Origin of the sequence: Vibrio olivae (assembly GCF_042428525.1) — a bacterium.
GTDB classification, from domain to species: Bacteria; Pseudomonadota; Gammaproteobacteria; order Enterobacterales; family Vibrionaceae; genus Vibrio; species Vibrio olivae.
Genome location: NZ_JBHMEP010000001.1, coordinates 419,605 through 439,515 on the forward strand (window position 1 = coordinate 419,605; position 19,911 = coordinate 439,515).

A 19,911-nucleotide genomic window follows, 5' to 3' on the forward strand; every position below is an offset into this window, starting at 1 on the left:
TCACGCGTTTTTTATCACAAAAAAGCATAGGATTAACAATGCTGGATTCTAAATTACTTCGAACTGAGCTGGATGAAACAGCTGCAAAATTGGCACGTCGAGGCTTTAAGCTAGACGTAGATGCGATTCGTAAACTTGAAGAACAACGTAAGTCGATTCAAGTAGAAGTTGAAAATTTACAATCCACGCGTAATTCCATCTCCAAGCAAATTGGCCAAAAAATGGCAGCGGGAGATAAAGAGGGTGCCGAAGAGATTAAAAAGCAAATCGGTAACTTAGGCAGTGATCTTGAAGCGAAAAAAGTGGAACTTACTGAGGTGCAAACTCAGTTGGAAGAGATTACGCTTTCGGTTCCAAATGTTCCTGCCGACGATGTGCCTGATGGCCTTGATGAGTCAGAGAATGTTGAAATCTCACGTTGGGGTGAACCCAAGTCTTATGACTTTGAAGTTAAAGATCACGTCGATCTTGGCGAAATGGGGGATGGCCTAGACTTTGCCGCTGCAACCAAAATCACCGGTGCGCGTTTTATCGTCATGCGTGGTCAGTTTGCTCGTTTACACCGCGCAATTGCCCAGTTTATGCTGGATTTGCATACCGAGCAGCATGGCTATACAGAAATGTACATGCCTTACTTAGTGAATGCAGATAGCTTGTACGGCACAGGTCAGTTACCAAAGTTTGGCAAAGATTTGTTCCATACTGAGCCTTTGGCTGAAAAAGTGAATGATGAAGAACCGCGTAAACTGTCACTTATTCCGACGGCTGAAGTGCCCGTCACTAACTTAGTGCGTGATACTATTTCAGAAGAAGCGGATCTGCCTTTGAAAATGACGGCACATACGCCATGCTTCCGCTCTGAAGCCGGCTCTTATGGTCGTGATACTCGTGGCCTGATTCGTATGCACCAGTTCGATAAAGTTGAATTGGTTCAGATCACGAAACCTGAAGATTCGATGAATGCACTTGAAGAGCTAACGGGTCATGCTGAAAAAGTACTCCAACTGCTTGAACTTCCGTATCGTAAAGTGGTGCTTTGTGCAGGTGACATGGGCTTTGGTGCTCGTAAAACTTACGATTTGGAAGTTTGGGTTCCAGCTCAAGAGACGTATCGTGAAATCTCATCTTGTTCAAATATGTGGGATTTCCAAGCTCGCCGTATGCAGGCGCGCTTCCGTCGTAAGGGAGAGAAAAAGCCTGAGCTTGTACATACACTGAATGGCTCTGGTTTGGCTGTGGGTCGTACCATGGTGGCGATTTTGGAAAATAATCAGCAAGCGGATGGCAGTATTGAAATCCCTGCAGTACTGCAAAAGTACATGAATGGCGCGACGCACATCGGTCAATGATGCTTGCTCGCAGCAAATAAAAAAACCGGCTTTAAGCCGGTTTTTTTGTTCGTCTGTCGCCGTCGGTTAACCACAACACTTTTTGAACTTTTTACCGCTTCCACAAATGCATGGATCGTTGCGTCCAACTTTAAGTGAGCTAATTGACTGAGTTAAACGCTTATCTTTGGGTTCTGGAAACGTTCCATCAATGTAATACCACTGGTCATATTCACGAACAAAGCGTGAACACTCTGTTAAAGCATGCTGCTGTCCATCTTGCATAAAATAGGCACTAAAGGTGACATAGCCCTCATCCTGATGTGCGCCTTTTTGACAGTCATGGACAATCAAATTTACCCAATCAGAGTCTAACGAATCGGTGATTTCTTGTCTTTGGCTCGCGGCCTCACAGCTAGGATGATAGGTCTCGACCACGAAGTCGACGAGCCCAAGAACATGAGCACAATAACGTGCGCGCATGAGTTGTTCGGGTTGAGCTGCCTTTTTGACATCGTGATGAATTGGCTCACAACATTGTGAATAGAGTTTCTGGCTTTGGCAGGGGCAAAGTTGGCTCATGTGACGGTGACCTTGACACTAAAAAAAGCAGTGTAGCCACCGCCGGATACATTGTAAATTGTTAAGACATCGCAACCAAGCCAGTTGTCCATTTTACCGACGCCGTGTAACAATCGCAGAGATGTTTTTCGTCTAAATCTAATGCTTGGCTTATGGTACTTACCTCTTGCCAATGGGCAAGCTCATAGGCTTTGATGAGCTTGAGTACTTGACCTAACATCCCTTGGTTATCGAGTAATGCCCGTTTGACGTCATCATCCACAGGCATTGATGCCAATATATGTTCTAGGGGCTGGTCGAGCAGAGAGTCGAGTAAGGAGAACAACCCGGTAAGAAAGGCTGAGCTGGCATCACAGTCGAACTGTTGATACACCAATTCACAGAATCGTGCTCTTTGTATCGACAGCGCATAGAGGTGGCTGGGTTTGGACTCTTGGGTCGAGGCGATGGCCAGTAAGGCGACAAACTTGCGCAGTTTCTCTTCACCAAGGTAGACAACCGCTTGCTTAAATGAGCGTATCTTGCTGTTGACTAATGGCGATGAGTTGGCGGTTGAAAGCAACTTATAGGACAAACTCACGTCTTGGCTGATGATTTGCTCAATGGCGGCAAAGTCGAGGTCGGCTTTGGATATCTCTTTACAGAGTTGAACGACAGTATGCAGCGCTGGTGAGAGTGTTTTAGTTTGCAACACTTCTGGCTTACTAAAGAAGTAACCTTGAAAATAATCAAAGCCCGCATTTTTCGCATGTTCGAACTCTTCGTAAGTCTCGACTTTTTCGGCCAAAAATTTGATTTTGCTCTTGCTGAGTTTGTGAATAAAGCTTTGCGCCTTAGCAATGGAGACCAACCGAATATCGAATTTAATGATGGAAATATAGGGTAGAAAGCGTTTCCATTGTGGGTTCGGAATAAAGTCATCTAACGCGATGATGTATCCCAGCTCTGACATCTCTTTAACCGCATCAAGTAGGTCATCACTTGGCGGGCAATCTTCCAATATTTCGATGACCAGATTGCCAGCAGGAAAGAGGGTTGGAATTCGATTGATCAGGCTTTCATAAGGAAAGTTTACAAACCCGAGGCAATTGCCAAGTGTATCGTAATGTGCGGAAAAAAAGTGATCAGTGAGCAACCGGCTGGTTGCCAGTTCGGGGGAAACATCAGGAAACTTATTCTCTGGCCCATCTCGAAATAACAGTTCATAACCGATCGTGTCTTTTCGGCGATTGAGGATGGGCTGGCGAGCAATATAGGCGTAAGTCAAGGAGGCATACTTCTAACTTATCAGGTGGTTAAAAGCATAGCGTTCCAAGGCTATTTTTCAAGATGATTGTTTGAGTTCTGTGGCGTAGCAAAGGGTCGAGTTTGCAAATCCAGATGAGATTGCGTGCAAACTAACACCGAGCCTTGTTCATACCAATCACCCAAGACAATGCGCTGTAAACCCTCACCGAAATGATGGATGTTCGGTCGATGCGTGTGCCCATGAATCATCAGTTTGACCTGATGTTTATGCATCACGGCTTCAACTTCGCTTTGCGTGACATCCATAATCTCCATAGACTTCATTTTTTTTGTATCGCTAATATCGCTTTGCACCTTTGCCACGATTTTATTTTTGACCCAAAAAGGAATGCGATTAAATACCCATTGTAGCCAAGGTTGGTGAACCTTTTCTCGATATGCTAGATATTGAACATCGTCGGTGCAGAGTGTATCACCGTGTAAGATTACGGCTGGTGTACCATAGAGATCAATGACGGTTTCATCGCCAAGTAGGGTAACGCCTGTCTGTTTTGCAAAACGTTTACCAACTAAAAAGTCACGATTGCCTTGAGTAAAGAAACAAGGAATGCCTGCTTGGGTTAAGCGTTTGAACTCGCTTTTGATTTGTTTGGCGAAGTCAGAGTTATCGTCGTCACCAATCCAAAATTCAAACAGGTCGCCAAGGACATAAAGCGCGTCGGCGTGAATGGCTTCTTCACGCATAAAGCGGGTAAAGCAATCAGTAATTTCTGGGGCGGAAGGCGTTAAGTGCAGGTCGGAAATAAACAGTGTGGTCATAATGGTCCATAGCAAGAGCGCGCTATAGCGCGCTCAACAGTATTACGCTTCGATGGTTGTGCCTGTGATGATCACTTCTTCAAGTGGAACATCTTGATGCATACCCATAGAGCCGGTATCTACTGATTTGATTTTGTTGACAACATCCATGCCTTCAACCACTTCTGCGAACACGCAGTAACCCCAACCATCTAAGCTTTCTGAACGGAAGTCTAGGAAGGTATTGTCGTTAACGTTAATGAAGAACTGAGAGCTGGCTGAATGAGGTTCCATTGTACGAGCCATCGCAAGAGTACCGACTTTATTGCTCAAGCCATTGTTTGCTTCGTTCTTGATTGACGCACGTGTCGCTTTTTCACGTAGGCCTGATTCCAAGCCGCCACCTTGAATCATGAAGCCATCAATGACGCGGTGGAATAGGGTATTGTCATAGAAACCATCACGGCAGTATTGAAGGAAGTTAGCACTTGTTTCTGGCGCTTTTTCTTCGTTTAGCTGAATTTTGATGTCACCAAAATTTGTGTGAAGGGTGATCATGATTATTACCTTTATTAACTGATTTAGAGTTGAGAACGAGATTCTATATTAACTTTCTCGATAATTATATGTGAAAAGTGAATAGTGGGAGCAAGGATTGACCGTTTAGGTCTTCTTTTCCCGTGCACAGGGGATTACTAACCGCAAGCAAGTTGGTATACTAGCCAACAATTTTTACTATCAAATATCAGACAGAGATCATGCTAAAGATATATAACACACTGACGAGACAAAAAGAGGAATTCAAACCCATCAATGCCGGTAAGGTTGGCATGTACGTGTGTGGTGTCACTATTTACGATCTCTGCCATATTGGCCACGGGCGTACGTTTGTTTCATTTGACGTCGTTTCGCGTTATTTGCGCTACCTAGGCTATGATCTAACCTTTGTACGTAACATTACCGATATTGACGATAAAATCATCAAACGTGCAGCAGAAAATGGTGAAACTTGCGACTCCCTCACTGAGCGTTTGATTGGCGAAATGCATGCCGATTTTGATGCGCTTAATATGAAACGCCCAGATGTTGAACCACGCGCAACCCAATATATTGATCAAATTATTGAGTTGGTTGAAAAACTCATTGAGCGCGGTTTTGCTTATGTCGCAGACAATGGCGACGTGATGTTTGAAGTTAGCAAGTTTGATGATTACGGCAAGTTGTCTAAGCAAGATCTTGAGCAGTTACAAGCGGGCGCTCGAGTCGATGTGGAAGCCGCAAAGCGCAGCCCATTGGACTTTGTGGTTTGGAAAATGTCCAAGCCGGGTGAGCCTACATGGGAATCGCCATGGGGCGCAGGCCGTCCTGGGTGGCATATTGAGTGTTCCGCAATGAACTCATCAATTTTAGGTAACCACTTTGACATCCATGGGGGCGGCTCAGACCTACAGTTCCCTCACCATGAAAATGAAATCGCACAGTCTTGCTGTGCACACGATACTCAGTATGTTAATACGTGGATGCACAGTGGTATGGTGATGGTCGACAAAGAAAAGATGTCAAAATCGCTGGGTAATTTCTTTACCATTCGTGACGTGCTAGGCCACTATGACCCTGAGACGGTTCGTTACTTTTTAATGTCTGGTCACTATCGTAGTCAACTCAACTACAGTGAAGAAAATTTAAATCAAGCGCGTGCTGGGCTTGAACGTTTATACACATCACTGCGCGGCCTAGACTTAAATGTCGAGCCTGCTAACGGCGAGGAGTTTGTTAGCCGTTTCAATCAAGCGATGAATGATGACTTTAATACGCCTGAAGCTTATTCCGTATTGTTCGATCTCGCTCGCGAGATTAACCGTGTCAAAGCCGAAGATATCACCATAGCAAGTCAACTTGGCGCGCGTTTACGTCAGCTTGCTGATGTTATTGGTATTCTTCATCAAGATCCTGAACAGTTCCTACAGGGCGATGCGGGCAGCGATGATGAAGTCGCTGAAATCGAAGCGTTAATCAAATTACGTAATGACTCGCGTGCCGCCAAAGATTGGGCCAATGCCGATATGGCGCGTGACAAGTTGACTGAGATGGGAATCGTACTTGAAGATGGCTCACAAGGAACCACTTGGCGTCGTAAGTAACGTGCGGTTTTAAAAACAAATTTTTGGTATTAGGGCTGTTTGCACAGCCCTTTTTTCTGTGTAGTAATGACTATTAGGAATCTCTTTCGTGGCTCAGATGTACTTCTATTACTCAGCGATGAACGCGGGTAAATCCACCACACTGCTTCAATCTTCATTTAACTATCAAGAGCGTGGTATGACGCCAGTGATTTTTACCGCGGCACTCGATGATCGCTTTGGTGTCGGTAAAGTGGCTTCACGTATTGGTTTAGAGTCTGATGCGCATTTATTCAGTGCGGAAACCGATATGTTTACCGAGATCGCAGTGCTGCATAAGCAAAAAACACGGCACTGTATACTGATTGATGAGTGTCAGTTCTTAACTAAACAGCAAGTCTATCAACTTACCGAAGTCGTTGATAAATTAGGTATCCCAGTATTGTGTTACGGGTTAAGAACCGATTTTCTAGGTGAATTGTTTGAAGGTAGTCAATATCTTTTGGCTTGGGCAGATAAACTGATTGAACTGAAAACGGTTTGTCATTGCGGGCGTAAAGCGAACATGGTGATTCGAACAGATGAAGATGGCAATCCGATAAAAGAAGGTGACCAAGTCGCGATTGGTGGTAATGACCGTTATGTGTCCGTGTGCCGAGAACACTACAAATTTGCATTAGGGAAATAGTTTTCTTTGCGCAACAAAAAACGGAGCCATTGGCTCCGTTTTTTGTTTGTGTCCGAGAATCAAGGATTAACGAGCACGGAAGACGATGCGACCCTTAGATAGGTCGTACGGTGTCATCTCTACAGTTACTTTATCACCAGTAAGAATACGGATGTAGTTCTTACGCATTTTACCAGAGATGTGAGCAGTAACGACGTGACCGTTTTCTAGCTCTACACGGAACATAGTGTTTGGAAGAGTATCAAGGACAGTACCTTGCATCTCAATTACGTCTTCTTTAGCCATTTAATCCTCTTTAAGAATGGGCAATTTTAACCGGCTCATAATGCCGTTAAAATGAAATTATGTAAAGTTGGGCGTATTCTACCCTTGCCAACGCTGATTTACTAGCCTTTGATGGCGTTGAAAGCGCACTTTGTAGTTCATTGCTGGGCATTCGTCAATTTGATACCCCAGATATAGCCACTGTTTACCTTGTTGTTGGCAATATTCCGCTTGAATTAAAATGGCGACAGTTCCCATAGAAATCGGGTGGGTTGGATCATAGAAGGTATAAAACGCACTGGCTGCGTTAGACATAATATCAGTCACGGCGATAGCGACAAGTTGGTCGCCGTCATAAATGTGCAAGTATTGAGTATTGAGCCAAGAGCTTTGAGAGAATTGGTCAAATTCCATTCTTTTGGGGGGATACATAGAGCCATCGCGATGGCGGACTTCAATATATCTTGAATACAGATCAAACCAGCCTTTGTCCATGGTGTCTTTCATGACCCAAGTCAGGTGTTGCGCTTTGTTTTTTACCCGTTTTTGGCTTTTGCTCATTTTAAAGTCTGGAACCGATAAACGGATCGCTTCGCATGCCTGACATTGAGTACAGTGAGGTTTATAAATGGTGTCTCCACTGCGACGAAAGCCATTGGCAAGTAACACCTCATAACTTGATGAGCTGTGCATTTGTGGGTCTAGGGCGACGGCGACACGCTCTTGCTGGTCGGCTAAATAACTGCAAGGATGGTTGGTAGTTAGACCAATTTTTATATGCTGAAGTTCGATACTCATTCGGGGTCCTGATTTGCTAACCGCAGTTGCTGAGGGCAAAAGCATGGGCTATCAACATGCTGTTCTCTTAAAGATAGCAGGGATTGAAGAAATGCTTCACGTGGTATCTCGCTTGCTCCTAGGGAAGCGAGGTGGGCGTTCATGACCTGGCAATCAATCAATTCACCACCATGCTCTGCAAAGTGCTGGCAAAAATACCATAGTGCTATTTTTGATGCGTTGGTTTGCAGGCTAAACATCGATTCTCCACAAAATAAACGGCCAACGAGGATGCCATATAAACCACCGATCAGCTGGTTGCTATGCCAAACTTCCACTGAGTGACAGTGACCTTGAGAGGCTAAAGTCTGGTAGGCATGGCGCATTTGTGGGTTAAGCCAAGTCTCTTCTGGAGGGCGTGTTGCCGCACAGAGATCAATGACTTGGCTGGTCGCTTGGTTGATGGTAACAGTGTAAGCGTGTTTACGCTGAAATTTTTTAAGACTTTTGGCGGGTTTGAATGTCTTAGGATTAAACACTGCGCGCGGGGCGGGGCTCCACCATAAGATCGGGTCGTCAGGGCCATACCAAGGGAAAATCCCGTGGTGATAAGCGGCAACGATACGCTCTGGCTTCAAATCGCCCCCAAACGCTAATAAGCCGTTTGGGTCTTCAAGTGCCTCAAAAGGTGACGGAAAACGTAAATCGTGAGGATCGAGTTCGGTTAAATATATCGACATAATTCAGCACGTGAAGGAGTAAAAGATGAAAAAGTGGCTATGGATATTAGTGATTTTTCCTGTGGTTGCCAATGCCGCCTACCAACGTAATCAGGCCCGACCTGTTAATGATGTTGTATTTGGTGATATTGATTCGGTTCGTTATATCTCCCAACAGCAAATTGTTGAGTCCAAAGGTTCAGGTTGGGAAACGCTGCTTGGCGCTGTGATTGGCGGCGTCGTAGGCCATCAATTTGGTGGCGGCACTGGTCGAGAAGTGGCAACAGCGGTTGGGGCCGTTGCGGGTGGCGCTGTCGCTCGCCAGCAAGCGAACCAAAGTTACCGTGTTGAGTACAAACTCGTCGAGTTGTTGATCCGCACAGACCAAGACAAATTGATTGATGTCATTCAAGATGTCGATCCTAACATGCTATTTGAGCGTGGTGATTCAGTTCGTATTCTCTACTTTGATAATGGCGTTCGAGTAGATAAAACTTACTGAACCAGTCGAAATTGGGGTGGTGTTCGTTTAAGAATTTAGATAGGCTGCAGGTACGAAAAATTGCTCGTCGCTGCACCATGGAGATTCGCAGTGACCAAGGAAACACAACATTAATGGAAAGCCTGACACTACAACCTATCAAAAAAGTCAATGGCGAAGTCAATTTGCCTGGTTCTAAAAGCGTTTCTAACCGTGCGTTACTGCTTGCCGCATTGTCTAAAGGCACCACAACACTTACCAATTTACTCGACAGCGATGATATTCGCCATATGCTGAACGCGCTCGCTAAATTGGGCGTTAGCTATCGTTTGTCGGAAGATAAAACGGTGTGTGAAGTCGATGGACTCGGTAGACCGTTTCAATCTTCACAAGCATTAGAACTGTTTTTGGGCAACGCGGGTACCGCGATGCGTCCACTGGCGGCTGCGCTGTGTTTAGGTGAAGGCGAATTTGTGCTTACTGGTGAGCCGAGAATGAAAGAGCGTCCTATTGGCCATTTGGTTGATGCTCTACGTCAAGCCGGGGCACAAATTGAGTATCTAGAGAACGAAAATTATCCGCCATTACACATTAAAGGCACGGGTATAAAAGGCGGCGAAGTCTCTATTGATGGTTCGATTTCAAGCCAGTTTCTAACCGCGTTTTTGATGTCTTCACCTCTTGGGAAAGGCGACACCACCATCAATATTATTGGTGATTTAGTGTCGAAACCCTACATTGATATTACGCTGCACATTATGGCGCAATTTGGTGTCAAAGTGGAAAACCGCGATTACCAACAGTTCGTAGTAAAAGGCGGTCAGCAATACACGGCGCCAGGTGAATTTTTGGTTGAGGGCGACGCCTCGTCAGCGTCTTATTTTCTTGCGGCTGCCGCGATTAAAGGTGGTGAAATTAAAGTCACAGGGATTGGTAAAAATAGCATTCAAGGCGATGTTCAATTCGCTCATGCGCTGGAAAAAATGGGCGCCGATATTGAGTGGGGCGACGATTACATCAAGGCAAAAGCGGGAGAGTTGAACGCCGTTGATCTTGATTTTAACCATATTCCTGATGCTGCGATGACCATTGCAACCACTGCTCTTTTTGCTAAAGGCACAACCGCAATTCGTAACGTCTATAACTGGCGGGTGAAAGAGACTGATCGCCTTTCAGCGATGGCGACAGAATTGCGTAAAGTGGGTGCGACGGTCGAAGAAGGTGAAGATTACATCATCATCACGCCGCCACAAACACTCACGCACGCGGCGATTGACACTTATGATGACCACCGCATGGCGATGTGCTTTTCGCTGGTGGCATTGAGCGATACACCTGTTACTATCAATGACCCGAAATGTACGTCAAAAACATTTCCGGACTACTTTGATAAACTGGCATCATTGAGCGTCTAATACCGAAAAAGCTTGTCGAAATGACAAGCTTTTTGTTTGGGCCCTGACTAGTTTTGGAGCGTAAACTCTTTGGATAGGTGATGGGCGAGATATTTAAACATATTAAACACGGCGGTCGTTTTTTCTGTAGGTAAGCCGTTTGTATCGAGAAAGTATTCACCTTTAAAGATTAGAACATCGTCTTTTTCTTCTACTTTATTGGCATGCATGCCTTCGAGATAGTCATCATGATCTTGAATCAATTGATTGGCAATCAACAGTAAGTCAAATTCAGAAATGGTTTTTTTTTCGCTCATGGCCTATACCTGATCAGTTATCTTGGTAGCGATTGTAAGCGCTTAAGCGGTCATTTCAATTGACTTAGGGCAGTTCAATCGGCATTTTTCTTTTGTGATCGATGACAGAATCCACCCTCTTGGGGTTTGGTTTTCACGCTGACAAGTTTAGACTGTGCCGGATTCTAGCGCCCGTAACATGAGATGATGAGCTGAAGAGTCTCAATAAAATCATATTCTTCAGCTAAGGTCGTCCAATTGTCGAGCAGTCAATACGCATTTTAAAAAAAGGTATTGATCTTCTAGTCTTCTCGCTCAATAGTAAAAAAAGAAGTTAATTTTAGTACGTTGTGCGATTAAGTTCGCAACAGTGATTAAGGGCATTTGAGTCAATTATGGGTAAATCACTCGTTATTGTGGAGTCGCCAGCTAAGGCAAAAACCATAAATAAATATTTAGGCAAAGACTTCATTGTGAAGTCGAGTGTCGGTCACGTACGTGATCTACCGACTGCCGGCCAAAGTTCAGGCAAAAAAGCTGCCGCTGTATCAACAAAAGGTCTGAGCGCAGAAGAAAAAGCGCGCATTAAGCAAGAGAAAGACCGTAAATCGCTGATCAAAAAGATGGGGGTTGATCCTTATCACGGCTGGGAAGCGAACTACCAAATTCTACCAGGAAAAGAGAAAGTGGTTGCCGAGCTGCAAAAGCTGGCAGAGGACGCTGATAGCGTTTATCTCGCAACCGATTTGGACCGCGAAGGAGAAGCTATCGCTTGGCACCTACGTGAGATCATCGGTGGTGATGAAGAGCGATATAAACGTGTTGTGTTTAACGAAATTACCAAAAACGCAATCCAGCAAGCGTTCCAGAAACCTGGTGAGTTAAGCATGGATGGCGTTAATGCGCAGCAAGCGCGACGCTTTATGGACCGTGTGGTCGGCTTTATGGTCTCGCCATTACTTTGGAAGAAGGTTGCCCGTGGTTTGTCCGCAGGTCGCGTTCAATCTGTGGCAGTGAAATTGTTGGTTGAGCGTGAGCGTGAAATCAAAGCATTCATTCCAGAGGAGTTTTGGGACATTCATGCGAATACCAAAACCAAAGACAACAGCGATTTTCGTTTACTGGTTGCGCAGAAAAATGACACTGCATTTAAACCAGGTAATGAAGCGGAAGCCAAAGCTGCCGTTGCCGTCCTCGAGAAAGCGCAATATGAAGTTTGTAAGCGTGAAGATAGGCCAACGTCAAGTAAACCTTCGGCGCCATTTATTACCTCTACCTTACAGCAAGCAGCGAGTACGCGTTTAGGCTACGGCGTCAAGAAAACCATGATGCTTGCTCAGCGTTTGTATGAAGCGGGCTACATCACCTATATGCGAACTGACTCAACAAACTTGAGTACTGAAGCAGTGGATGCGGTACGTGGTTATATCGGTTCTGAGTTTGGTGATGCCTACTTACCCGCTAAACCTAATGTTTATGGCAGCAAAGAGGGGGCACAAGAAGCGCACGAAGCAATTCGTCCTTCTGATGTGGGTGTGAAGTCCGCGGACCTCCAAGGTGTGGATAATGATGCCCTCAAGCTGTATGACTTGATTTGGAATCAGTTTGTTGCGTGCCAAATGACGCCGGCAAAGTACGATTCAACAACGGTCAGTGTTAAGGCTGCGGAATACACGCTAAAAGCCAAAGGTCGCATTTTGAAATTTGATGGTTGGACTCGCGTTCAGCGTCCATTAGGTAAAAATGAAGACCAAATCTTACCGCCTGTTCAAGTGGGCGACACGGTGACCCTGAAAGAGTTGGAGCCGAAACAGCACTTTACCAAGCCGCCCGCTCGCTATACAGAAGCCGCATTGGTCAAAGAACTTGAAAAACGTGGTATTGGCCGCCCTTCGACTTACGCCTCAATCATTTCTACGATTCAAGATCGCGGTTATGTGAAGGTCGAGCAGCGTCGATTCTATGCGGAAAAAATGGGTGAAATCGTTACCGATCGCCTCGGAGATAGTTTTGATGACTTGATGAACTATGATTTCACCGCACGTATGGAAGAGAAACTTGACCAAATTGCTGAGGGTGAAGCCAATTGGAAGTCGGTTCTTGATAACTTTTTCACCGATTTCTCATCTGATCTCAGCAAAGCTGAACAAGATGAAGAACACGGTGGTATGAAGCCAAACCATATCGTCATGACGGATATTGAGTGTCCGACTTGTAGCCGACCTATGGGCATTCGCACCGCATCAACGGGCGTTTTCTTAGGGTGTTCTGGTTATGCACTGCCGCCAAAAGAACGCTGTAAGACCACCATCAACCTCGGCGATGAGGATGGGGTGATTAATGTTCTCGAGGAAGATGTTGAAACGGCTGCGTTGCGTGCCAAGAAGCGTTGTCCAATTTGTGAAACCGCTATGGATGCGTACCTCATTGATGATACGCGTAAACTTCATGTGTGTGGTAATAACCCTAATTGTGATGGTTATGTGGTAGAGCACGGTGAGTTTAAACTCAAAGGCTATGATGGTCCGGTTGTCGAGTGCGATAAATGTGGTTCGGATATGGTGTTGAAAAACGGTCGTTTTGGTAAGTATATGGACTGTACCAATGATGACTGTAAGAACACTCGTAAGATTTTGAAAAATGGCGAGGTCGCTCCACCAAAAGAGGACCCAGTACATTTGCCAGAATTACCGTGTGAAAATTCTGATGCGTACTTCGTACTGCGTGATGGTGCTTCTGGTCTATTCCTAGCGGCGAGCACATTCCCTAAATCACGAGAGACGCGTGCGCCTTTGGTTGAGGAACTGGTTCGTTTTAAAGACCGAATCTCACCGAAGTTCCATTATCTGACAGAAGCGCCAACACATGATCCAGATGGACGTCCAACCGTCGTTCGCTTTAGCCGTAAGTCCAAAGAGAACTACGTGCGCTCTGAGATAGATGGCAAGCCTTCAGGGTGGACTGCGCTGTACAATGATGGCAAGTGGGACGTTACTGATAAGCGTAAGAAATCATAAGGATTTTTTCTTAAAACATAGCAAAGCGGCCCAAGGGCCGCTTTTTTTGTTTATCACTATTGCAACTAGGTTCTTATTTGTTGGACAATGATTTAATTTGTAAATTCTAGAAGGAAATGATGATATTTTATCGTTTCTATTCGTCCCGCGTTTAAAATCTTCGCTTTTCGTTAGTCGTTGATTTTGTTGTATAGATAGAAGGATCTATGACAATAAGAACCAAGTTACTTGGTGTAACTGTCACATTATGTGCGCTGTTTAGTCTTGGCATGTATCTGACGGTGAGGCACCTGGTTGATGATATTGTGCATGAACTGCTTTGGAAATACAGTGAAGTGACCGCCAAGCATGACTCACAAAATATTTTGACCGAGTTAAATCATCAAGTCGATATGGCCAAAGTCTTGGCAAATGACCAGAGAGTGGTTCAGTGGGCTAGGGCACCCAGTGATAAACAACGAAAGCAGCAAGCTTTAGATTGGCTAGAAAATCAAAGCCATTTATTTTCCGAAGACAACCTTTTTATCGCATTGGATAAAAATCTTTCCTATTACGTGATTGACGGTGCTGATCCAAAAACTCAATCCCCATTTCGTTATCATTTCAATCCTAACAAAGCGGATGAGGAATGGTATTTTCGTTACACTCGTAGACATATCATAAGACCCGATGCAACGGTTGATTACGATGAAGCATTAGGTCTCGTCAAGTTGTGGATGACGGTGCCTATTATCCAAAATGGCAAGTTTTTAGGGTTAACAGGTACGGGATTTGAACTTGGGACACTAGTCCCCAAACTACTGGGCGAGAAAGTTGACGGCATTAACACCGTATACGTCAACCAAAAGGGCGAAATTGAGCTGGATCATAGCTTTTTAAGCGGCAATTTTGTCCACGACCTTGATAAGCTCAGGCATAAAAAAACGTTACACCAAGTGGTGAATAGTGATGCCAGCTATAAGGTGATTAAAGATCTTATGGAACTTCAGTCGCAAGGTAAGGAGTCAGACACGTTAGTTGTTTCTCTTGAGCCTAATGGCATGTTCGCCTCGATAAAATTCATTCAAGGCTTAGGTTGGTATCAAGTAAAATTCGTTGATATTGATGAAGTGTTGGATAGTAATTATCTCGAGTCCTTTGCTGAAATTAGTTTGGTGATGTTTATGGTGTTCACCTTGCTGATGTTTACTTTTGTTAATCGTAAAGTGTTCGACCCGCTCATTGCTGTCCATCGCCATCTCAAACGTATGATGCCTGAAGGGAAACGCAGTCGCGGTAAAGACTTCTTTAAAGACATCACTCACAACTTGGAAGAGCTCGATCGAGAACTGTTTCGTTCACGTCACTCTTTAGATTCGTTGGTTAGAGAGCGAACGGAAACCCTTGACCAACTTGCTATGATTGACCCACTGACCGGGCTACTCAATCGTTCAGGCATGGAAAGGGAAATAAACTCTGAATTGGCGAGAACGAAACGCGAAGGGAGCGCTTTTGGCTTAGTCTGGATCTCAATTGAAGGGATGGAAGAGTCGGATATTGTCGATATCACCGCTCACTTGGAGCGAGATAAGAAATTACAATATGCGTCTGCTTTGCTACAAAAAGTGGTTCGTGAATACGATTGTGCATGCCGCTGGGCTGATGGCGAGTTTGTTGTGCTTATTCGCTCTCATCAGGCACAAGCACTAGAAGCGCTAACCGAGCGGTTTAAGACCGAAATCGCTGATGATCCAAATGGCGTGGAGATTTTATTTGCGCTCGGAGGATTGGTGGTTGATCCGGCGATGTCTCTTCAAGATGCGTTAGCAAAAGCGGATAGTGCACTTTATATGGCGAAGTCTAAGCCACAAGATAAGGTGTATATTATTCACACTTCAACATCAGAGCGTTACCGAGGGTAGTTTTTTCGCGACGATTTGGCGCAGCATCGTTAACTGTCTTACCTGTATCACAAATGCACTCACTCACGAAATGTCCTTGTGAGGTTATGTATCCTGACAACTTTTGTGTCTCAGTTTTACGCATTGTGGTTAAGTTACCGAATGGCGTTTGTAAAGTTTTGTTTTGCCCACTGATAATGAGTGCAGGATTGCATAGTGAGTGGATTGGTGGGTTACATCCCCCGTAACTCAGGTGTTGGTGCTGTTTGGCTGATACCTCCGTCTCTTGCCAATTGCAATGCCACATCCACACAATAACAGTGAAACGGAGGCAACATGACTGCAGTACTAGGTATGATATTAGCGGGCGGCGAGGGTTCTCGGTTGAGACCATTGACTGAATCAAGAAGTAAACCCTCGGTTCCGTTTGGCGGCAGCTACCGCCTGGTAGATTTTGCCCTCAACAATTTTGTTAATGCGGACTTTATGCGTTTGTACGTATTGACCCAATTTAAATCTCAATCGCTCAATAGCCATCTCAGCAAAGGTTGGATGATTAGCGGGGTCACCAGCCGTTTCTTCATTGAACCCATTCCAGCGCAAATGCGTACCGGGAAGCGTTGGTATGAAGGCACCGCAGACGCGATATATCAAAATTTACGCTTTATGGAGCTGTCTGGTGCTCAGGATATTTGTATCTTTGGGTCTGACCATATTTACAAAATGGATATTCGTCAGATGATGGATTTTCATCGTCAAAAGCAAGCCAAGCTTACCGTCTCTGCGATCAGAATGCCGGTGGAGGAAGCCAGTCAATTTGGTGTGATTGAGATTGATGAGCAGGGAATGATGGTTGGCTTTGAAGAGAAGCCGCAACAGCCTAAATCAATTCCAGGGCTACCTGGAACTGCCTTGGTCTCAATGGGGAATTATATTTTTAAAGCGCAAGCTTTGTATGACGAACTTAACCAAGATGCTGAGGACCCAGAGTCTAGCCACGATTTTGGTAACGATATTATTCCAAAAATGTTCCCACGAGGTGAGGTCTATGTCTATGATTTTAGTACCAACGTTATTCCGGGTGAAAAGGAGGAAACGTATTGGCGTGATGTGGGAACAATTGATGCCTATTGGCAAGCTCATATGGATTTACTCAAAGAAAACCCACCGTTCTCACTGTATAACCGCGCGTGGCCCTTGCACACCTACCAACCTGCATTACCGCCAGCAACCTACATCAACTCAGATAACCAAAACGTTGAAATTGTAGATAGCTTAGTGTGCAACGGTAGTTGGGTCCGTGGATCGCAAATCAAAAAATCAGTGTTAGGTTTTCGCACTAATGTTGCTTCACAATGCGACATAAGCGAAAGTATCTTTCTCGGCAGCGTAAAAGTGGGTGAAGGTTGTACTCTGCGCCGCGTTATTGTTGATAAGGACGTTGAAATTGCCCCGGGAACCGAAATTGGTGTTGATCTTGAGCAAGACAAGCAACAATTTCATGTCTCGGATGGCGGGATTGTCGTCATTCCAAAAGGAGCAAAAATTGGGTACTGACAAGTTAGCGGTGCTGTTTGTTGCATCAGAAGCTGATGGATTAATTAAGAGTGGAGGCCTAGCGGATGTCGCTAGGGCTCTGCCTGAAAGCCTTGTGTCTCTGGGGCAGGATGTGCGACTTAGCATTCCGGGTTATAGCAATATCCAAGGCCTATATGAGGCGCCAGTGGTACTCAAAAGTGAACTGGACTTCTGGCCACATACGCCATATCAAGTTCGGCAATTGGCTTTGGGAGAGGTGGTGGTTTACGCGATTGAATGTGAACGCTATTTTGATCGCCCGCAAATGTACGCTGAACATAACCAAGCATACATTGATAACGGAGAGCGCTTTGCGTTTTTCAGTGCAGCCAGCCTTGATATGTTACCCAAGCTCGATTTTAAGCCCCATTTGATTCACGCCAATGACTGGCATACAGGGCTCGTTCCTTACCTATTAAGACAACGCTATCGAGAAAACCCGTATTTTCAAGGCATTCATAGTGTGCTTTCAATCCATAATGCGGTATTTAAAGGCGTATTTAGTTACGACGAATTGCGCTGTCTGCCAGAGTTCCATACCAAGCATGTACCGGAAGCGGCGGTGAGCGCGTCACACGTCACCATGCTGAAAGCTGGCGTTATGACGGCAGATAAAATTGTCGCAGTCAGTCCAACCTACGCCAAAGAGCTCACCACCGAGCTTGGCAGCCATGGCATGGGGCGTGAGTTCCAGCAACGTAGCGCAGATTTAGTGGGTATCTTAAATGGCTGTGACTATCAAATGTGGAACCCTAAAAACGACACACTGATTCCTACTAACTATACTGATGAAGCACAAAGTCTCGCTCAGGGTAAGAGCGACTGTAAGCGGGCATTACAAGAGCGTCTAGAGCTTCCAACTGAGCCTCACGCGATGTATGGCATGGTTTGTCGCTTAACACATCAAAAAGGGATCCAATACCTTACACCTATTTTGAGTGACTTCCTTCAACACGATGTACAGGTTGTGATTGTAGGAACGGGTGAACTGGCCATGGCCACACAACTGCGGGCGATTTCCGATCAGTTCCCTGATAAATTTAAGTTTATCGAGGCGTATGACAATGAACTTGCTCACTGGGTAGAGGCTGGGGCTGATTTCTTCTTGATGCCATCTGAATTTGAACCCTGTGGTTTAAATCAAATCTACAGTATGGCCTATGGCACTTTACCTATCGTTCGTAGCGTCGGAGGGTTAAAAGACACCGTGAATGATATGTTACTCGATTCTGCCAACGCCACTGGCTTTGTGTTTGATGAGCCAGAGCCAGACAAATTGTTGATTACCATGCTGCGTTCGTTGTTATTGTATGAGCAAAATCCGCAATGGATACTGGAAGTGCAGCAAAGGGCGATGAATAAGGATTTCAGTTGGCATAATGCTGCGCAGCATTATCTCGAGCTTTATCACTCTGCGCTAGCCAAGGAAAGCTTGTATCGCTAGTGCAAGTACTATGGGCGCTGATTCTCCACAGATTAAAAGTTCAGCGTTTGGTCATAAGAACGAGCAATTCTTGATCTTATGCCACTCCAAGTTGTGAAGGTCTGTGGTAGTCTGAGCAGCCTCGAGTTTAATCACTGCGGTCAATGACGTGAATATGCAAGACAACTTATTGTTTCATAAGATACATCGCCACCACAGCAGTCGTGAATGGGTTGTCTTTGTCCACGGGGCAGGCGGCAGCTCTTCTATCTGGTGCAAACAGATTCGTGCCTACAAAGCCCATTTTAATTTGCTGTTGATTGATCTTCGAGGTCATGGCAAGTCGAACCGATTGTTACAAGATATTATTACTCAGCGCTACACGTTTCGAGATGTGTCACGAGATATCCTGCATGTGATGGATCATCTCAATATTCCTCAGGCTCATTTTGTCGGGATGTCACTGGGTACAATAATCGTACGCACACTGGCAGAAATTGCAGCGCATCGTGTCCAGTCAATGGTTCTTGGCGGCGCTGTAACGCGCTTTAACGCCCGTTCTCAGATACTTGTTACCCTTGGTGGGGTGTTTAAGCATATTATCCCTTACATGTGGTTATATCGATTATTTGCGTATATCGTGATGCCGCAGCGTAATCAAAGACAATCACGACTACTGTTTATCGGTGAGGCGAAGAAGTTATGCCAAAAGGAGTTTAAACGTTGGTATATCTTAACCTCGGAGGTAAACCCTTTGATGCGTTACTTCAAAGATAAAGAACTGGCGATTCCCACCTTATACGTGATGGGTGAGCTGGATTACATGTTTATTCAACCCGTTAAAGAAATGGTGGCTGCGCATAAACACAGCCGATTGCTAGAATTGGAAGATTGTGGGCATGTGTGCAATATCGAAAAAGCAGATGAGTTTAATCAACACTCCATTCGTTTTATTCAAGAGCAAGTCAGCATCACGTCACTGAGTTAGGCGTGTAGGGTTCACCGCATTGCCAGCAAATTACAAAATTACCTTCGTTTAGCTCCCCACACTGTATGCAGTGCCAGTCCGCTTTATGCCTAGTTTTATGTGTCACAAATTCTTTAATGATGCGTTTTGCTTTTACGTATTGGCTCGGCTCGTTGAGCCAAATGTAAGGCGCAGTCGAATCGTCAAATGGTACTTCACCTTGGATTGAAAACAGGGCGTCGCCACGGACTTCACAGTCAATGTGGTCGGTATTGAGTAATCCGCAAACGATATGCGCATCAACCGGACTCTCTCCAATATAGATTTTCACCATCTTCCCTTAACTGAATA

The 19,911-nt window shown here is 45.1% G+C and carries 19 protein-coding genes; 10 read left to right on the forward strand and 9 right to left on the reverse strand.

Features of this window, described 5'->3' with window-relative positions; all coding sequences use genetic code 11:
- The first annotated feature begins 38 nt into the window (after positions 1 to 38).
- On the forward strand, positions 39 to 1,349 hold the full coding sequence (gene serS / locus ACFFUV_RS02010) for a serine--tRNA ligase (protein WP_390189281.1): 1,311 nt from the start codon (positions 39 to 41) through the stop codon (positions 1,347 to 1,349).
- A 66-nt stretch (positions 1,350 to 1,415) separates the two neighbouring features.
- Here the strand turns inward: serS and ACFFUV_RS02015 are convergent, their stop codons facing one another.
- The 4 genes from ACFFUV_RS02015 to ACFFUV_RS02030 all read right to left on the reverse strand — a co-directional run bounded on the left by ACFFUV_RS02015 (position 1,416) and on the right by ACFFUV_RS02030 (position 4,514).
- Positions 1,416 to 1,910 (reverse strand): YchJ family metal-binding protein, encoded by a 495-nt coding sequence (locus ACFFUV_RS02015; RefSeq protein ID WP_390189283.1) that lies wholly within the window; start codon positions 1,908 to 1,910, stop codon positions 1,416 to 1,418.
- Positions 1,911 to 1,971: 61 nt separating this feature from the next.
- A complete protein-coding gene (locus ACFFUV_RS02020; RefSeq protein ID WP_390189285.1) occupies positions 1,972 to 3,177 on the reverse strand; it encodes an EAL and HDOD domain-containing protein in 1,206 nt (401 codons plus the stop codon).
- Positions 3,178 to 3,227: 50 nt separating this feature from the next.
- Positions 3,228 to 3,977 carry a UDP-2,3-diacylglucosamine diphosphatase gene (lpxH, locus tag ACFFUV_RS02025; protein ID WP_390189287.1) on the reverse strand — a complete coding sequence of 250 codons (750 nt, stop codon included), beginning with the start codon at positions 3,975 to 3,977 and terminating at the stop codon, positions 3,228 to 3,230.
- A 42-nt stretch (positions 3,978 to 4,019) separates the two neighbouring features.
- The gene (locus tag ACFFUV_RS02030) at positions 4,020 to 4,514 is read right to left on the reverse strand and encodes a peptidylprolyl isomerase (RefSeq protein WP_390189289.1); all 495 of its coding nucleotides are present in this window, start codon (positions 4,512 to 4,514) and stop codon (positions 4,020 to 4,022) included.
- 200 nt (positions 4,515 to 4,714) lie between these two features.
- On the opposite strand from ACFFUV_RS02030, the gene cysS reads away from it, so the two are divergent.
- A complete protein-coding gene (gene cysS / locus ACFFUV_RS02035) occupies positions 4,715 to 6,097 on the forward strand; it encodes a cysteine--tRNA ligase (RefSeq protein WP_390189291.1) in 1,383 nt (460 codons plus the stop codon).
- Between the two features lie 88 nt (positions 6,098 to 6,185).
- Positions 6,186 to 6,764, forward strand: a complete 579-nt coding sequence (locus tag ACFFUV_RS02040; RefSeq protein WP_390189292.1) for a thymidine kinase — start codon at positions 6,186 to 6,188, stop codon at positions 6,762 to 6,764.
- A gap of 66 nt (positions 6,765 to 6,830) precedes the next feature.
- Here the strand turns inward: ACFFUV_RS02040 and infA are convergent, their stop codons facing one another.
- The 3 genes from infA to aat all read right to left on the reverse strand — a co-directional run bounded on the left by infA (position 6,831) and on the right by aat (position 8,545).
- The gene (gene infA, locus ACFFUV_RS02045) at positions 6,831 to 7,049 is read right to left on the reverse strand and encodes a translation initiation factor IF-1 (protein ID WP_001040192.1); all 219 of its coding nucleotides are present in this window, start codon (positions 7,047 to 7,049) and stop codon (positions 6,831 to 6,833) included.
- A 78-nt stretch (positions 7,050 to 7,127) separates the two neighbouring features.
- Positions 7,128 to 7,826 carry an arginyltransferase gene (locus tag ACFFUV_RS02050; protein ID WP_390189294.1) on the reverse strand — a complete coding sequence of 233 codons (699 nt, stop codon included), beginning with the start codon at positions 7,824 to 7,826 and terminating at the stop codon, positions 7,128 to 7,130.
- Complete coding sequence (gene aat / locus ACFFUV_RS02055) at positions 7,823 to 8,545, reverse strand: leucyl/phenylalanyl-tRNA--protein transferase (RefSeq protein ID WP_390189296.1); 723 nt, start codon at positions 8,543 to 8,545, stop codon at positions 7,823 to 7,825. Before aat ends, ACFFUV_RS02050 begins: the two co-directional genes overlap by 4 nt.
- 25 nt (positions 8,546 to 8,570) lie before the next feature.
- Between aat and ACFFUV_RS02060 the strand changes: the two genes are divergently transcribed.
- Positions 8,571 to 9,026, forward strand: coding sequence for an outer membrane lipoprotein (locus tag ACFFUV_RS02060; RefSeq protein WP_390189298.1), 456 nt, complete (start codon positions 8,571 to 8,573; stop codon positions 9,024 to 9,026).
- Between the two features lie 113 nt (positions 9,027 to 9,139).
- Complete coding sequence (gene aroA, locus ACFFUV_RS02065; RefSeq protein ID WP_390189300.1) at positions 9,140 to 10,420, forward strand: 3-phosphoshikimate 1-carboxyvinyltransferase; 1,281 nt, start codon at positions 9,140 to 9,142, stop codon at positions 10,418 to 10,420.
- Positions 10,421 to 10,467: 47 nt separating this feature from the next.
- Here the strand turns inward: aroA and ACFFUV_RS02070 are convergent, their stop codons facing one another.
- On the reverse strand, positions 10,468 to 10,716 hold the full coding sequence (locus ACFFUV_RS02070) for a YciN family protein (protein WP_390189302.1): 249 nt from the start codon (positions 10,714 to 10,716) through the stop codon (positions 10,468 to 10,470).
- 374 nt (positions 10,717 to 11,090) lie between these two features.
- On the opposite strand from ACFFUV_RS02070, the gene topA reads away from it, so the two are divergent.
- The 5 genes from topA to ACFFUV_RS02095 all read left to right on the forward strand — a co-directional run bounded on the left by topA (position 11,091) and on the right by ACFFUV_RS02095 (position 19,581).
- Positions 11,091 to 13,712, forward strand: coding sequence for a type I DNA topoisomerase (gene topA / locus ACFFUV_RS02075; RefSeq protein WP_390189304.1), 2,622 nt, complete (start codon positions 11,091 to 11,093; stop codon positions 13,710 to 13,712).
- A 206-nt stretch (positions 13,713 to 13,918) separates the two neighbouring features.
- Positions 13,919 to 15,613, forward strand: coding sequence for a GGDEF domain-containing protein (locus tag ACFFUV_RS02080; RefSeq protein ID WP_390189306.1), 1,695 nt, complete (start codon positions 13,919 to 13,921; stop codon positions 15,611 to 15,613).
- A gap of 315 nt (positions 15,614 to 15,928) precedes the next feature.
- Positions 15,929 to 17,149: a glucose-1-phosphate adenylyltransferase gene (gene glgC, locus ACFFUV_RS02085; protein WP_390189308.1), complete on the forward strand. Its 1,221-nt coding sequence runs from the start codon at positions 15,929 to 15,931 to the stop codon at positions 17,147 to 17,149.
- Positions 17,139 to 18,614, forward strand: coding sequence for a glycogen synthase GlgA (glgA, locus tag ACFFUV_RS02090; protein ID WP_390189310.1), 1,476 nt, complete (start codon positions 17,139 to 17,141; stop codon positions 18,612 to 18,614). Before glgC ends, glgA begins: the two co-directional genes overlap by 11 nt.
- Before the next feature lie 154 nt (positions 18,615 to 18,768).
- Positions 18,769 to 19,581: an alpha/beta fold hydrolase gene (locus ACFFUV_RS02095; protein WP_390189312.1), complete on the forward strand. Its 813-nt coding sequence runs from the start codon at positions 18,769 to 18,771 to the stop codon at positions 19,579 to 19,581.
- Here ACFFUV_RS02095 and ACFFUV_RS02100 read toward each other — a convergent pair.
- Positions 19,565 to 19,894 (reverse strand): DUF7577 domain-containing protein, encoded by a 330-nt coding sequence (locus tag ACFFUV_RS02100; protein ID WP_390189314.1) that lies wholly within the window; start codon positions 19,892 to 19,894, stop codon positions 19,565 to 19,567. The genes ACFFUV_RS02095 and ACFFUV_RS02100 overlap by 17 nt on opposite strands.
- Positions 19,895 to 19,911 lie beyond the last annotated feature (17 nt).

Coding starts and splice junctions, on each gene's coding strand:
- serS (WP_390189281.1), top strand. CDS start 39: ATGCTGGATTCTAAATTACTTCGAACTGAGCTGGATGAAACAGCTGCA.
- ACFFUV_RS02015 (WP_390189283.1), bottom strand. CDS start 1,910: ATGAGCCAACTTTGCCCCTGCCAAAGCCAGAAACTCTATTCACAATGT.
- lpxH (WP_390189287.1), bottom strand. CDS start 3,977: ATGACCACACTGTTTATTTCCGACCTGCACTTAACGCCTTCCGCCCCA.
- ACFFUV_RS02030 (WP_390189289.1), bottom strand. CDS start 4,514: ATGATCACCCTTCACACAAATTTTGGTGACATCAAAATTCAGCTAAAC.
- cysS (WP_390189291.1), top strand. CDS start 4,715: ATGCTAAAGATATATAACACACTGACGAGACAAAAAGAGGAATTCAAA.
- infA (WP_001040192.1), bottom strand. CDS start 7,049: ATGGCTAAAGAAGACGTAATTGAGATGCAAGGTACTGTCCTTGATACT.
- ACFFUV_RS02050 (WP_390189294.1), bottom strand. CDS start 7,826: ATGAGTATCGAACTTCAGCATATAAAAATTGGTCTAACTACCAACCAT.
- aat (WP_390189296.1), bottom strand. CDS start 8,545: ATGTCGATATATTTAACCGAACTCGATCCTCACGATTTACGTTTTCCG.
- ACFFUV_RS02060 (WP_390189298.1), top strand. CDS start 8,571: ATGAAAAAGTGGCTATGGATATTAGTGATTTTTCCTGTGGTTGCCAAT.
- aroA (WP_390189300.1), top strand. CDS start 9,140: ATGGAAAGCCTGACACTACAACCTATCAAAAAAGTCAATGGCGAAGTC.
- ACFFUV_RS02070 (WP_390189302.1), bottom strand. CDS start 10,716: ATGAGCGAAAAAAAAACCATTTCTGAATTTGACTTACTGTTGATTGCC.
- topA (WP_390189304.1), top strand. CDS start 11,091: ATGGGTAAATCACTCGTTATTGTGGAGTCGCCAGCTAAGGCAAAAACC.
- ACFFUV_RS02080 (WP_390189306.1), top strand. CDS start 13,919: ATGACAATAAGAACCAAGTTACTTGGTGTAACTGTCACATTATGTGCG.
- glgC (WP_390189308.1), top strand. CDS start 15,929: ATGACTGCAGTACTAGGTATGATATTAGCGGGCGGCGAGGGTTCTCGG.
- ACFFUV_RS02095 (WP_390189312.1), top strand. CDS start 18,769: ATGCAAGACAACTTATTGTTTCATAAGATACATCGCCACCACAGCAGT.
- ACFFUV_RS02100 (WP_390189314.1), bottom strand. CDS start 19,894: ATGGTGAAAATCTATATTGGAGAGAGTCCGGTTGATGCGCATATCGTT.